At 62.7% G+C, this 13,857-nt stretch carries 14 protein-coding genes; 10 read left to right on the top strand and 4 right to left on the bottom strand.

Annotation, left to right across the window (positions count from 1 at the left end):
• Positions 1-23 precede the first annotated feature (23 nt).
• Positions 24-1,646 carry a carboxylesterase/lipase family protein gene (locus tag Q5H89_RS11150; RefSeq protein WP_305019395.1) on the bottom strand — a complete coding sequence of 541 codons (1,623 nt, stop codon included), beginning with the start codon at positions 1,644-1,646 and terminating at the stop codon, positions 24-26.
• Between the two features lie 169 nt (positions 1,647-1,815).
• Here Q5H89_RS11150 and Q5H89_RS11145 point away from each other — a divergent pair, with 169 nt between their 5' ends.
• Together Q5H89_RS11145 and Q5H89_RS11140 are read left to right on the top strand one after the other, a co-directional pair.
• Positions 1,816-2,715, top strand: a complete 900-nt coding sequence (locus Q5H89_RS11145) for a helix-turn-helix transcriptional regulator (protein WP_305019394.1) — start codon at positions 1,816-1,818, stop codon at positions 2,713-2,715.
• 146 nt (positions 2,716-2,861) lie between these two features.
• Entirely contained in the window at positions 2,862-3,749 is an 888-nt protein-coding gene (locus Q5H89_RS11140) for an SDR family oxidoreductase (RefSeq protein ID WP_305019393.1), read from the top strand.
• Positions 3,750-3,873: 124 nt separating this feature from the next.
• Here the strand turns inward: Q5H89_RS11140 and htpG are convergent, their stop codons facing one another.
• Together htpG and Q5H89_RS11130 are read right to left on the bottom strand one after the other, a co-directional pair.
• Positions 3,874-5,703, bottom strand: a complete 1,830-nt coding sequence (gene htpG, locus Q5H89_RS11135) for a molecular chaperone HtpG (RefSeq protein WP_305019392.1) — start codon at positions 5,701-5,703, stop codon at positions 3,874-3,876.
• A gap of 112 nt (positions 5,704-5,815) precedes the next feature.
• Positions 5,816-6,214, bottom strand: a complete 399-nt coding sequence (locus Q5H89_RS11130; protein WP_305019391.1) for a hypothetical protein — start codon at positions 6,212-6,214, stop codon at positions 5,816-5,818.
• Here Q5H89_RS11130 and Q5H89_RS11125 point away from each other — a divergent pair.
• Positions 6,194-6,391, top strand: coding sequence for a hypothetical protein (locus Q5H89_RS11125; RefSeq protein WP_305019390.1), 198 nt, complete (start codon positions 6,194-6,196; stop codon positions 6,389-6,391). The two genes, Q5H89_RS11130 and Q5H89_RS11125, sit on opposite strands and share 21 nt — an antisense overlap.
• Positions 6,392-6,459: 68 nt before the next feature.
• Here the strand turns inward: Q5H89_RS11125 and Q5H89_RS11120 are convergent, their stop codons facing one another.
• The gene (locus Q5H89_RS11120) at positions 6,460-6,960 is read right to left on the bottom strand and encodes a hypothetical protein (RefSeq protein WP_305019389.1); all 501 of its coding nucleotides are present in this window, start codon (positions 6,958-6,960) and stop codon (positions 6,460-6,462) included.
• 213 nt (positions 6,961-7,173) lie between these two features.
• Here Q5H89_RS11120 and Q5H89_RS11115 point away from each other — a divergent pair, with 213 nt between their 5' ends.
• The 7 genes from Q5H89_RS11115 (at position 7,174) to Q5H89_RS11085 (ending at position 13,761) form a co-directional block, all read left to right on the top strand.
• Positions 7,174-7,515: a hypothetical protein gene (locus tag Q5H89_RS11115; protein ID WP_305019388.1), complete on the top strand. Its 342-nt coding sequence runs from the start codon at positions 7,174-7,176 to the stop codon at positions 7,513-7,515.
• Between the two features lie 261 nt (positions 7,516-7,776).
• Positions 7,777-10,248, top strand: coding sequence for a TonB-dependent receptor (locus Q5H89_RS11110; protein ID WP_305019387.1), 2,472 nt, complete (start codon positions 7,777-7,779; stop codon positions 10,246-10,248).
• A gap of 306 nt (positions 10,249-10,554) precedes the next feature.
• A complete protein-coding gene (locus tag Q5H89_RS11105; RefSeq protein WP_305019386.1) occupies positions 10,555-11,115 on the top strand; it encodes an RNA polymerase sigma factor in 561 nt (186 codons plus the stop codon).
• Positions 11,116-11,119: 4 nt separating this feature from the next.
• Positions 11,120-11,401 (top strand): hypothetical protein, encoded by a 282-nt coding sequence (locus tag Q5H89_RS11100; RefSeq protein WP_305019385.1) that lies wholly within the window; start codon positions 11,120-11,122, stop codon positions 11,399-11,401.
• Between the two features lie 89 nt (positions 11,402-11,490).
• A complete protein-coding gene (locus Q5H89_RS11095) occupies positions 11,491-12,189 on the top strand; it encodes an ATP-dependent Clp protease proteolytic subunit (RefSeq protein WP_305019384.1) in 699 nt (232 codons plus the stop codon).
• A gap of 71 nt (positions 12,190-12,260) precedes the next feature.
• Complete coding sequence (locus Q5H89_RS11090; protein WP_305019383.1) at positions 12,261-13,235, top strand: cation diffusion facilitator family transporter; 975 nt, start codon at positions 12,261-12,263, stop codon at positions 13,233-13,235.
• Positions 13,236-13,374: 139 nt separating this feature from the next.
• Positions 13,375-13,761, top strand: a complete 387-nt coding sequence (locus Q5H89_RS11085; protein ID WP_305019382.1) for a hypothetical protein — start codon at positions 13,375-13,377, stop codon at positions 13,759-13,761.
• Positions 13,762-13,857 lie beyond the last annotated feature (96 nt).

Here is a 13,857-nt window from a genome sequence, read left to right as displayed (position 1 = left end):
AAGCAAAGAGAGCTAAAACCGCTCTACTTCCCTGCGTGCTGCTCCAGGTACTGGTAGCGCGCGCGCGTCTGGTCAGCCTCGGCCTTGGTAGTCACATCCAAGCGCAGGTATTGGCCATTTTGCTGGCTAGCCTTGGGCCAGGCGGGCAGGCCGGGGCCATTAGGATTACCCGTTTTGATGAAGTTAGCGAAGTAGCCCTGCATGGTTTTCGATACCTGATAATCATCAGGCGTCCAGGCAAATACCTTGTTGGTGGGCAGGTTGCCGAGGGCGTACTCAATCTCGGCCGAGTGCACGGCGCCCTTGGCGGGCGGGGCGGGGGTAGCGGCCCCGGTGCCTTTAGTCACGCCGCCGGCCAGGTTGGCGGTGGCGTTGCCCATTTCGGGCGTCATGGCCGGGCGGGGGCGGGCGTAGAGGTAGCGGTACACGGGCTGGCCGCCGGTCTGGAGCTGGGCATCGGCCAGCTTCCAGGTGCTGTAGGCGATGAATCGGTCGCCGGCCAGGTCGGTGGCGGCCTGCTCGGCCTGGGCATCGGTAGTGGCGGGGTACAGACGTTGAATATCAGCCGCTTGCTCGCCGTAGAGCTTCTGCACGGCGGCGGTGTAGTTGGCCACCGTGGGCGGGTTTGGGCCCAGCACCATCTGGTAGGCCATCTCCTGCGAGTTCCAGCCCACCAGCAGCGGCACGTGCGCCTGCTGGCCAGCGGCAAAAATCTCGGCGGGCGAGCGCGGCAGGAAGTAGCCATCCACGATGGGCGAGAAGCGCGGCGCGCCCTGCTTGCCGCTGGCCTCCAGCACCTGCTGGGCCGGCAGCGCCCGCAGCGCGGCCAGCGAGCTAGCCCCCACGGCGGTGCCAAAGGCCACGCCCGTTTGCTCGCCCTGGGCCAGCGTGGGCAGCGGCTGCAAGCCTAGCAGTGAGCCACTTTCAGCAATGGCCCCTTTCAGCAGGTCTTTGGAAGCCGGGGCCGCCATTTGGGCGCTCACCGACCACGAGCCCGCCGACTCGCCGGCGATGGTGATGTGCGCCGGGTCGCCACCAAAGGCGGCAATATTTTTCTTAACCCACTGAATAGCCGCCTGCTGGTCGAGTAAGCCATAGTTGCCCGAGGCGTGATTGGGCGATTCTTTGGTCAATTCGGGGTGGGCCATAAAGCCGAATACCCCTAGCCGGTAGTTTACCGTCACGGTCACGATGCCTTCTTTGGCCAGGGCCTCGCCGTCGTAGCGCGGCTCCGAGCCATCGCCGGCCACAAAGCCGCCGCCGTAGAAATACACCAGCACCGGGCGCCGCTCCTGGCTAGCCTTGGCGCCGGTCCACACGTTGAGATAAAGGCAGTCCTCGCTCACGCCGTCCGAGCGAAAATTCATGTCGCCAAATAGCGGCAGCTGCATGGCGCGGGGCCCAAACTGCGTGGCCGGGCGCACATTAGTCCAGGGCTGGGCGGGCTGCGGGGCCTGCCAGCGGCGCGGGCCCACGGGCGGCGCCGCATAAGGCACGCCCTTAAAAGCGTGGATGCCGCTGGGAAGCGTGGTGCCTTGCAGGGCGCCGCCCGCGGTGCGGGCGCGGTCGTGGGCCAGGTCGGCCGGGGCTTGGGCCAGCGCGGCGGCAGCCAGCAATAGGGTGGGGAAAAGGAGCAGGATTTTCATGCCAGCAAGGTAAAGAGATAATTGCGCCCGGGGCGGCCGCTCAGCCGAGGCGCGGGCCACCAGCGTAGCCGTAAAAAACAAGAATCCCGGGCGCGTGCTTAAGCAAGTACCCCGGCCGGGCAGTAGCGCCCTAGTATCTTACCCGTTATTAACTGACTGCGCCTGCACTATGAAACCTGTTCCAATCGATGCGCTTTATGCGGCCTTCACACCGGCAGTGGGCGACGCGCCGCCCGATATGCGGCGTGAGCTAGGGCACTTCGACGTGTTTACGGTGGGTGGCGCCGCCCACCGGCCGCCTGCGCACTTCAACCGGCAGGCTTTTTATAAAATCAGCCTCTCGCACGGGTGTGGGCGCCTCGAATTTGGGGGCCAAGCCCAGGAGGTGGGGCCGCACTTCCTGTTTATGGCTACCCCTAGCCTGCTCTACCGCTGGACGCCCACCGAGGCCGCGCACACGGGCTGCTTCTGCATCTTTACCGACGAATTTTTGCTGCCTGCCAAAGGCGGCGTGCTGGTCGAGGAGCTGCCGCTATTCCGGCCCGGCGCCCACCCGGTTATCGAGGTAACTGCGGCCGAGTGCCAGGCCATAGAGGCCATTTTTGAGAAGATGACCCAGGAAATGGCCTCTACCTACGCCTATAAGTACGACCTGCTGCGCACCTACCTGGTCGAGCTGATTCACCTGGTGCAGAAGCTGCAGCCCGCGCCCGCGCCGGCCCGGGCCCCGGCCGCGGCCCGGCTGGCTGCCCAGTTCGCCGAGCTACTAGAGCGGCAGTTTCCGCGGGCGGCCCCGGCTAGCCCGCTGCGCCTGCGCACCGCCAAGGCCTACGCCGACGCGCTGGCCGTGCACGTCGTGCACCTCAACCGCGTGCTGAAGGAAGCTACCGGCCACACCACCACCGCCTTGATTAGCAATCGGCTAGCCCACGAGGCCAAGCTGCTGCTAAAGCAAACCACCCAGAATGTATCAGAAATCGCCGACTACCTGGGTTTTACTGATGCGGCGCACTTTTGCACGTTTTTTAAGCGCCAAACCGGCCTCACACCCGGCGATTTTCGGCAGTAGCCGCCCATTTGTTTGATTGGCGCAGTAACTGGTTTAGCTGGCGCAACCCAGGCCCTGGCCTCTCGCCGCACCTTTGTGTAGTAGCAGGCCAGCCACGAGATTGCATTCTGCCCGCAGCTTGCTACCTCACTCTAAATCAAATTAGTATGCGTGTTTTTGTAACTGGTGCCACCGGCTGGGTTGGCTCCGCTATTGTGCAGCAGCTGCTTGGGGCAGGCCATCAAGTGCTTGGCCTAGTACGCTCCGATGCCAACGCCCAGGCCCTGGCCGCCGCGGGCGGCACGCCGCTGCTGGGTAGCCTCAACGACCTCGACAGCCTGCGGCGCGGGGCTAGCCAGGCCGACGGTATTATCCACACCGCCTTCGGCCTTGACCTGACCGACATTGCCAAATCAAGCACCGAGGAGCAGCAAGCCATCGAGGCCTTGGGCGAGGTGCTGGCCGGCTCCGACCGCCCCCTCATCGTGACGAGCGGCCTCGGGTTTGCGCCGGCGGGCCAGGTGCTGCCCGAAGCAGTGAGCCTGCCCAAAATGCCGGGCTTTCCCCGCGACCCCGAGCAGGCCTTGCAGGCCGTCATCGGGCGGGGCGTGCGGGCCACGGTGGTGCGGCTGCCGCGCACGGTGCACGGCGCAAACGAGCAGCACGGCTTCATGCCCATGCTCATCCGGGCGGCCCGCGAGAAAGGCGTATCGGCCTACGTGGGCGATGGCCAGAATCTGTGGCCCGCCGTGCACCGGCTCGATGCAGCCCGCGTGTTTTGCCTGGCCCTGGAGCACGGGGCGCAGGGCGGCCCCTTCCACGCCGTGGCTGAAGAAGGCATCCCGTTCAAGGCCATTGCCGAGGCTATCGGCCAGCTCCTGAACTTGCCGGTGGTGTCGCAGTCGCCCGAAGAAGCCAACGCCCATTTTGGTCCCATTGCCATGTTTGTGGCGGGCAATGGCCCCGCTTCCAGCGAGCAGACCCGCGCCCGCCTGGGCTGGCAGCCCACTCAGCCCGGCCTGCTGGCCGACCTGGCAGATTATGCTGTTAAATAAGCAGTTGCATCCAAAATAGCTCCTCTATGTAAAGCTCGCAACTGGCGCCAGTTACGGGCATAAAAAACCGCCATTGCCGTTCTGGCAATGGCGGTTTTTTATGCCTCGGCAAAGCCTGGCGATACTACAGCAGCTCCGTACTGCGCTTCACAAAGGCCGTCAGCGCCTCGCCTTTCAGCAGACCCTGGGCTAGCAGGGCCAGGTCAAAGGCTTGCTTGGCAATGGTGTCGCCGCCGTCAGCCAGCACCTTGCTCACCAGGGGGCTGTTGGCGTTCACAGTCACGTCAAACGAGTCGGGCATATTGCCGAACATTTGCATGCCGCCCCCGCCGCCGGTGCGCTGCATATCCTTCATGCGGCGCATAAATTCGTTTTGGGTGATAACCACCGGCGCATCCTGCGGCGAGAGGGCCGCCACTTTGACGTGCATCGCGGGGTTGCTGATGGCACCCTGGAATACTTCTTCCAGCTTCTTCTGGTCGTCCTCGCTCAGCACGCTGGCCGGGGCTTCTTCCTTCTCGATAAGTTGGCTAGCCGTGGCCGAGTCCACGCGCTTGAACGTAGTTTTTTCTAATTTCTGCTCCAGCAGGCCAATGAAGTGGGCATCGAGAATGTGGTCCATATTCAGCACATCGTAGCCGCGCTCCTGGGCGGCCGCCACGAAGCCGTGCTGCGCCTCCGCATCGGTAGTGTAGAGCACCACCGTGTTGTCGTTTTTGTCCTTCTGGTTGGCCTGTACGTGCTCGGTGTACTCGGTGAGCGTGTAGAGCTTGCCGTCCACGCTTTTCAGCAGCACGAAGTCCTTGGCGCGCTCGTAGAACTTATCGTCCGAGAGCATCCCGTATTTCACAAACAGGCCAATATCAGCCCATTTCTCCTCGTAGCCGGCGCGGTCCTTGCGGAACAGCTCGGCTAGCTTGTCGGCTACCTTGCGGGTGATGTAGGTATTGATTTTGCGCACGTTGGCGTCGGCTTGCAGAAACGAGCGCGACACGTTGAGCGGAATATCGGGCGAGTCAATCACGCCGTGCAGCAGCATCAGGAACTCGGGCACCACATCTTTCACCTCGTCGGTGATGAACACCTGGCGCGAGTACAGCTGAATCTTGTTGCGCGAGAACTGCAGCTCATCCTTTACCTTCGGGAAGTACAAAATACCCGTCAGGTTAAACGGATAGTCCACATTCAGGTGAATCCAGAACAGCGGCTCATCCATGCTCATCGGGTAGAGCTCACGGTAGAACTTCTTGTAGTCCTCGTCGGTGAGGTCGGCGGGCTGCTTGGTCCAGATGGGCGTAGTATCGTTAATGAGCTGGCCCTCAAACTCAATCGGGATGGGCAGGAACTTGCAGTACTTCTCCAGAATGGTGCGCAGCCGGGCCTCTTCCAGAAACTCATCCGAGTCGTCGGCCACGTGCAGCACCACGTCGGTGCCGCGCTCGGCCTTGGCGTGCTCGCCGGTGGGCTCGTCGAGGGTGTACTGGGTCGAGCCGTCGCAGGTCCAGTGCGCGGTCAGGGTGTCTTCCTTGTACGACTTCGACCAGATTTCAACTTCCTTCGACACCATGAAGGCCGAGTAGAAGCCCAGGCCGAACTGCCCGATTATCTGGTCTTTAGCCTGCGCATCCGTCTCCTTGTACTTCTCCACAAACTCGGTGGCACCGGAGAAGGCAATCTGGTTGATGTACTTCTTGATTTCCTCGGCCGTCATGCCCAGGCCGTGGTCCGAGACGGTAATTTTGCGCGCTTCCTTGTCCACCGTCACGCGCACTTTCAGCTCGCCCAGTTCGCCTTTGAACTCGCCCTGGCGGGCCAGGCTTTGCAGCTTTTGCGTGGCATCGACAGCGTTGCTGACCAGCTCGCGCAGAAAAATCTCGTGGTCAGAATACAAGAACTTCTTGATAATGGGGAAGATGTTCTCGGTGTGAATGGAAATAGAGCCAGTTTCAGACATGGGATTTGCTAGGGTAGTAAAACAATAAAAGGCTGACTAACAGGCAGCGCCCGTCAATCAACCTCGTAGTTCAAAGGCTATTCCAATGCTTGGCTAGCTGCCAGGTTGGCAGTTAGTCGGTGCGGCCCGGCCGGCCGTAGGGGGGGCGGGGCTCAGCTACCTCATCGGTAACTGAGGCAGCGGCGCCGCAGTGGCCGGCCCACTCGCGCAGCAGCGCCGGCAGGCGGGGCGAGTCGTCGGTGAGCCAGGCCAGCGCGGCTTCGGGCTGGGCAAAAAACTGCACGTCGAATAAAATGCTCATGGCCGAAGCCGCCAATACCCCCTCTACCACCTGCTGGTTGTATACGCGCCGCGCCGACAGCACCACCACCACCTGCTGCAGCGGCAGTTTGAGCAGCGCCGGCATAAACACCTTGCTCAGCCAAATCTGGTCGTATACCGGAATATCGGGCATGGCATTTAGCTCCAGCACCACCCGGCCTACTCCCAATTGCGTAATAACCGCGCGCAACTGAGTAAAGGCTTGCTGAAAAAAGCGCATATTGCGGCCAGCCACCCAGGCCACTCGCACCAGATTCAAAGGTTTATCATGCTGAACACACAATTCAGCTATCGTATTGATAATCATAAAATTATTCGCCGCTTCAATCTCGATGCGCTGGCGGCCAGTCCATTGGTGTCCCCGTGAAGCGGCACACTTACGCAAAACTATTCTGTTTGGTCTGGCTAATCGCCAAAAAATTTGATTTTTCCGAGCTAGGGCACCCGGCGGTACGCCAGCTCCTCCGCTACCCCGGGCAGCTCGTCGCCCACCAAAAACCGGACTACCAGCCGGCGGCGGCTTACCTCAACCAGTTGCTGGCGGTCGAAGGACGAACCGCCCTCGGTGCCGGGGCTCTGGGCTAGTAGGGTTTTACCACTAACGCGGTAAGCACCTTGTTCCGTGCGTGCGGGCTGCCCGGCTCGCATCACCGTGAAGTGGTAAGTACCGTCGGGCCGAAACTCAACCACCAGGTGGGCCGCCCCGGCGGCCACCTCTTGGTTTAGCTCGGCCACCTCGGGGTTGTCCATCCGTTCTAAAATGTCGGGCGGCACCGTTTGGTTCGCTATAAAGCTGATTTGGCGCAGCTCCCAGCGGCCCAGCAGCAGCGGCGGCACCTGTGCCCGGCCGGGGTGGGCTGCCAGCAGGCCAGCCCCCCAGCATACCAACCCAAACAAGGAATACCAGCGCCGGAGCGGCATAAAAGAGCGAGACAAATGGCGGGAGGCGGCAAGGTACGCTACGGGCCGGCTACCCGGCCTGCGGCGGCCTAGCCCGGGCTGGGTAGCCCAGCAAAGCGGCATACTTATTTTGTAACAACGTTGCATAAAAGTTCTTTTCCCGGCCCGGCCCGCCGTACCTTTGTGCCGCTGATGCAACCTTTGGGCTGCGATGGTCTTCCTTGGGTCAGCTCACCTAGCGCTTCTGTGTTGCGGCTTTCTCTTCGCCCCTGCCTCGCCCTGCTGCTGCTGCTCTGCCTGGTGCGGACGCTGCTGCCCGAGGCGTGGGTGCTGGCCCTGCACCGCCACGCGCACACCACCGAGGAAGTGGCCACCCGCCGCCGCCCTACCGGCCAGGATGTGCTGAGCGCCCAGCACACGCACTGCCACACCGAGCAGTTCTACAACGTGCCCTTTGCACCGGCCCTGCCAGTGCGCCTGCCCCAGCCGCGCAAGCGGGCCACCTACCAGGCGCTGGCCGTGCCCACGCAGCTGGCGGCCTCGGCCATTATGCTGCGGCGCACGGCCCTGCGCGGCCCCCCGCAGGCCTAGCCTCCGTGGATGCAGCCTTTTTCTTTTTTTCAGGACTTTCGTTTACCGGCCAGCTTTTAAGCTGACTGCAAGCTATTTGCCGCGCGCCCCTTTGAGGGCGGCCGCTCCGATTTTTTCTCTGGTTTGGTTTTAGAGAAAATGCAGACAGACCCTGGCCCCTGGCCGGGGTTTGTTTGCGGGGCCTGGCAGGGCTGGCCAGCAGGGCAAGGCTTATTTGGCCCGGCCAAGCGGCAGTTTACCCCCTTCTATTTTGTGGTTTTTATGCTCCGTACCTCTGCGATAGTGGTGCTAGCCAGCACGTTTGCTTTTTCTTTTACGGCGGTGGCCCAAGTGGCGCCACCGGCCACGCCGGCCCGCACGCGGGCGGCGGCTACCTTCAGTGGGCGCCTCACCGATGCGGCCAGCGGCCAGGCACTGCCGGGCGCCAACGTGGTTTTTCCTGACCTCAAGCAGGGCACGGCCACCGATGCCGACGGCCGCTTCAGCTTCGGCAATTTGCCCCGGGGGCGCTTTACAGTGCAGATAACCTCGCTGGGCTACAATACGGTGACCCAGACGGTGGACACTGGCAGCGGCCAGCCGCTCGACCTCAGGCTGACGCCGGCAGCCACCGAAATCGGCCAGGTGGTGGTCACGGGCGTGAGCCAGGCCACCGAGCTGCGCCGCTCGCCGGTGCCCACCACGGTGATTGACCGCACGCGGCTCAATCAAACCTCTTCGACCAATGTCATCGACGCCATTGCCCACACGCCGGGCGTGAGCCAGATTACGACCGGCGCGGCCATCAGCAAGCCCGTGGTGCGCGGGCTAGGCTACAACCGCGTGGTGACGCTGAATAACGGCGCCAAGCAGGAAGGCCAGCAGTGGGGCGACGAGCACGGCATTGAGATTGACGAGTTTAGCATCGATAGGGCCGAAATTATTAAGGGGCCGGGCTCCTTGCTCTATGGCTCCGATGCCATGGCGGGCGTTATCAACTTTCTGGCGCCCGACCCCATTGCCGAGGGCCACATCACGGGCACGGCCACGGCTAACTATCAGACCAACAACCAACAGCAGGGTTACTCGCTCGAAAACGCGGGCAATATCAACGGCCTCAATTGGTTGGTGCGCGGCACCCGCAAGGTGGCCGGCAACTACCAGAACCGCTACGACGGGCTGGTTTTCAACTCGGGCTTCAACGAGTGGGACGCCAACGGCTACGTGGGCCTGAACAAAAGCTGGGGCTACTCGCACCTCACGTTCAGCACCTTCAACCAAAACCTGGGGCTAGTGGAGGGAGGGCGCGACAGCCTGAGCGGGCGCTTTGTGCGCGACGTGGCCGTGGGCGGCCAGGTAGAGTCGCGCATCGTGAGCGACGACGAGCTGCGCGGCTACGCGCTGGCCGTGCCGCGCCAACGCATTAACCACCTGCGCTTTGGCACCGACAACAGCTTTATTATCGGTGACCGGGGCGGCCGGCTAGCCCTGCAAGTGAACTACCAGCAGAACCTGCGCCGCGAATTTGGCGACGCGCTGGCCCCCGACACGCCGCAGCTCTATTTCCAGCTGCGCACCGTAGACTATGCGCTGCGCTATTTCCTGCCCGAGCTTAATGGCTGGAACGTGGCGGTGGGCACCACTGGCCTGCGCCAGCAAAACCGCAACCTGGCTACTGAATTTCTCATTCCGGCCTACGACATGACCGAGGGCGGCGTGTTTGGGGTGGTGAAAAAATCGTTTGGCGGCCTCGACCTCAGCGGCGGGCTGCGCTACGATGTGCGCCGCATCTCGGCCCAGAGCCTGTATCTGGATGGCAACGAGCTACCCACCGCGCCCACCACGCCAGGCGCCGAAACCAAGTTTCCGGGCTTCCTGAGCACGTTTCAGAACTACAGCGGCAGCCTGGGCGCGGCCTATAATGTGAGCGACCGGCTGACGGTGAAGGCCAACCTCTCGCGCGGCTTCCGGGCGCCCAACATTGCCGAGCTAGGGGCCAATGGCGTGCACGAGGGCACTATTCGCTACGAGGTGGGCAATGCCAACCTGAAGGCCGAAACCAGCCTGCAAGTCGATGCCGGCGTGAGCTACACCAGCGACCACGTGCGCTTCACGGTCGATGCCTTTGAGAACAGCATCAATAACTACATCTTTGAGCGGCGGGTGCTGAACCGGGCCGGCACCGACTCGCTCGTGTCGACGGGGCCGGACATCGGCCTCTTCAACTACGTGCAGGGCCAGGCGCGGCTGCTAGGGGGCGAGGTTACACTCGATTTTCACCCGCACCCGCTCGACTGGCTGCACTTCGAAAACTCGTTTTCGATGGTGCGCGCCCGCCAACTCGATGTGCCCAGCAACCAGCAGTTTCTGCCCTTCATCCCGGCCGACCGCCTGCAAAGCGAGCTGCGCGGCAACTTCCGCCGCCAGGGCAAGCGCTTCACCAACGTGTACGCCCGCTTTCAGCTGGAGCAGACCTTTGCCCAAAACCGCTACTTCGCCGCCTTCGACACCGAAACGGCCACGCCGGCCTACACCTTGTTTAATGCCGGCCTGGGCACCGACGTGGCCGATGCCAAAGGCCGCACGCTGTTCTCGCTCTACCTCACGGCCAATAATTTGTTTGATGTGGCCTACCAGAGCCACCTCAGCCGCCTGAAGTACGAGCAGGTCAACTACCTCAGCGGCCGGCGCGGCGTCTACAACATCGGCCGCACGCTGAGCGTGAAGGTGGTGGTGCCGCTGGCGTTCAAGTAAGCGGGGCGGTTGCCAGGCTGTGCTGGCGCCGGACCTCACCCCCGGCCCCTCTCCTTAGGGAGAGGGGAGCCTGACGATTAGGCAAAGTGAACGCCTGGTAGTGCCGTGGCTCCCCTCTCCCCAAGGAGAGGGGCCGGGGGTGAGGTCCGGCGCCAGGGCAATCTTCAAAATATAACTCAGCAACAGGCCCAACGTCCTATAAATCATAATCTTAAAGCCGCCCACCGCCCTAGCCCGGAGGTGGGCGGCTTTTTATTTTTGAGAACTCCGGGTGATAGTCATGCCAAAAATGGATTAACTAGTACCATGTCTGCTACTTCGCTTTCTGACCCGGCCGCCCTGCGGCTAGCCCTGCTGACTGACCGCGAGCAGGCCCTGACGCAGCTCTACGCCCGCGCTTTTCCGCTGGTGCAGCGGCACGTGGGCCGCCACGGCGGCTCGGCCCAGGATGCGCAGGATATCTTTCAGGATGCGCTGCTGCTACTGTATGAGCAAGCAGTGGGCGGCACGCTGGTGCTCACGGCCTCGGCCAGCACCTATTTGGTGGGCATTGCCCGCAATTTGTGGCGCCACGAGCAGCGCCGCCGCGCCCGCCTGCCCCACGAAACCCTGCCCGACGGCCTGGAGCTGCCTGCCCCCGCGCCGGCCGAAGCCGAGGTACCCGTGCTCGATTACGTGGAGCGGCTGGGCGACAAGTGCAAGCGCATTCTGCTGGATTTCTACTACTTCCAGCAGCCGCTGGCCCAGATTACGGCCGCGCTCGGCTACGGCAGCGTGCGCTCGGCCACGGTGCAAAAATTCAAGTGCCTGGAGCGGCTGCGCCAAGCGGTGCGGGCCGCGTTCGGAGCCGAAACCATGCACGTCTGACGCCATGCGCCCCGAACTCGAACGCCTCCTGCGCCTGGAGGAGCAGCTCCTGAATGGCCCGGCCGCCGTGCCCGCCACCGAGTGGCAGCTACAGCTGCTACTAGACCCCGATTTGCAAGCCGATGCCAAGGCGCAGCAACGCCTATACGCGGGCCTGCGGGCGGCGGGGCGGCGCCAGCTGCGGAGTGAGCTAGCCGCCATTCATGCGCGCCTGTATGGCCCGCCGCCGGGCGCGTGGCCGCACCGGGTGGCCAGCTGGCTACGCGGCATCATGGGGCTTAATTAACTGATTCTCCGCATATAATGGGTTTGACTACTTTGCTTTTTCGGCAAAGCTGGCCGCGCCTTGCCTGTTCATTCTCAACTGATAACACCATGCTTACGCAAGCTGAATTTCGCAAATTTGCCGTGAAGGGCCAGGGGCTCAACGGCCTGGCCGTGGACCAGTACCTACACCACGCCGAGGGGCTGGCCCGGTCGCTGCCCACCGGCATGACGCGCGCAGTGATTGAGGAGCGCCCGCAGAATTTTCGGGAAATCGACGTGTTTTCGCGGCTCATCATGGACCGGATTATTTTCCTGGGTACGGCCGTGGAGGAAACCATTGGCAACATCATCACGGCCCAACTGCTCTTTCTGGAATCGGCTGATGCTAAGAAAGATATCCTCTTGTATATCAACTCGCCCGGCGGCTCGGTGTATGCGGGCATGGGCATTTTCGACACCATGCAGTATGTGAATCCCGATGTGTCGACCATCTGCACGGGGCTAGCAGCTTCGATGGGGGCATTTCTACTCTGTGGCGGCGCCATTGGCAAGCGCTTGGCGCTGCCGCACGCGCGGGTGATGATTCACCAGCCCAGCGGCGGGGTGCAGGGGCCGTCGGCCGACATCGAGATAACGGCCCGCGAGGTGGTGAAGCTGCGCCACGAGCTATACAGCATCTACGCCGAGCGCACCGGCAAAACCTACCAGCAGATTCACGACGACTCGGACCGCGACTACTGGATGCGCGCCGCCGAAGCCAAAGAGTACGGGCTAATTGACGAAGTGCTGACGCGCCCGGCTGGCTAGCCCGCCCCGCACGAGGCATCTAATTGTGGGCTGCTTGCGTTCTTGGCACGTTCACCTGCCCTGTTCCAGCCATGCCCCACGACCACCACGACCACTCGCACGCCGGCCACGTGCACGCTGCCCCACCGGCTGGCGGCCAGTTTAGCGCCGCTTTCGCCATCGGCATCGGGCTAAACCTGGCCTTTGTAGTGGCCGAGGTTATCGGCGGGCTGCTGGCCAATTCCTCGGCCCTGCTCTCCGACGCCGGCCACAACCTGAGCGACGTGCTGAGCCTGGCCCTGGCCTGGGGCGCGGCCTGGCTGGCCGGGCGGCCCGCCACCGGGCGCTACACCTTCGGCTACCGGGGCGCCACCATTCAGGCGGCCTTGCTGAACGCTGCCTTGCTCTACGGCGCGCTAGGGTTCATTTTGTGGGAAACCATTGACCACCTGCGCCATCCGCAGCCCGTGAACGGCGTGATGGTGATGCTGCTGGCCGGGGGCGGCATTTTAGTCAATGGCTTCACGGCCTGGCTGTTTCGGGCCGGCCAGAAGGGCGATGTGAACGTGCGCGGTGCCTACCTGCACATGCTCACCGATGCCCTGGTGAGCCTGGGCGTGGTGGTGGGCGGGGCCATCACCTACTTCGCCCACATCAGCTGGCTCGACCCCCTTATCAGCCTCGGGCTGCTGGCCGTGATAGCCGTGGGCTCGTGGGGCCTGCTGCGCGATACCATTCGGCTAGGCCTGCAAGCTGTGCCCGATGGCATTGACCTGGAGAAAGTGCAGCAGTTTATGCTGGCCCAGCCGGGCGTGCAGAGCCTGCACGACCTGCACATCTGGAGCATGAGCAGCGACGGCCACGACACCGCCCTGATGGCCCACCTGGTGCGCCCCGGTGGCGCCGATGCCGCCTGGCTGGCCAGCCTTTCGGCGGGGCTGCTGCGCGAGTTTCACATTCACCACAGCACGGTGCAGGTCGAGGATGTGGAGCTGCCCGATGGCTGCCACAGCGGCTGCGCCGTGCCCGCCGCCGTTGCGCAGCCCGTGGGCAGCCACGCGCATTAAGAACGTGGCAAGTGGGGCGCTAATAAGCTGATAAATAATCCTTTTTAGCCAGCTTAACGGACTACTGTCAGCAATAGGCCGCCAACTATTAGGCGCGAATTTCGTTGAAGGAGTTGCCTGTTTTAAAAGGCTTTTATTGATGAAATCTCTCGTTATTTTGGCAGCCTTCGGGCTAGCCAGCTTCGCCGCCACCGCGGCCCACGCCCAAACCACGACCAACGACCCCGCCGCTGCCACGCCGCAAACGGTACAGAGTACCCAGGCTACCTACGACCAGCAGCGCGACCAGCGCAAAATGGCCGACCAGTCGGTGGCCGAAAACCGCCGCGCCCTCAAGCAGCAGGAAAGCCAGGCCCGCGACCTCAAGCACCAGATGAAGGCCCAGCGCCAGCAGGCCAAGCAGCAAAAAGAGCAGCTTAAAATGGAGCGCCAGAATGCCAAGGCCGCCCGCACTCAGGAGAAGGCCGCCAAAAGCCAGATGAAAATGGAAAAGCAGGCCGAGAAAGATGCCCGCAAGGGTATGTAATTGGCTCTTCTTAACCCGCTACAGGGTATCCAATTGAAAAAGCTCGGGCTCCGGCCGGAGCTTTTTTTGTTTTGCTCGTATGCTTGCTTTTACTTC

It is taken from the genome of Hymenobacter cheonanensis, from assembly GCF_030581075.1.
In the GTDB taxonomy this organism is placed as follows: domain Bacteria; phylum Bacteroidota; class Bacteroidia; order Cytophagales; family Hymenobacteraceae; genus Hymenobacter.
The sequence above is the reverse complement of the archived record's forward strand: the minus strand, read 5'-3'. Positions and strand labels throughout refer to the sequence as shown.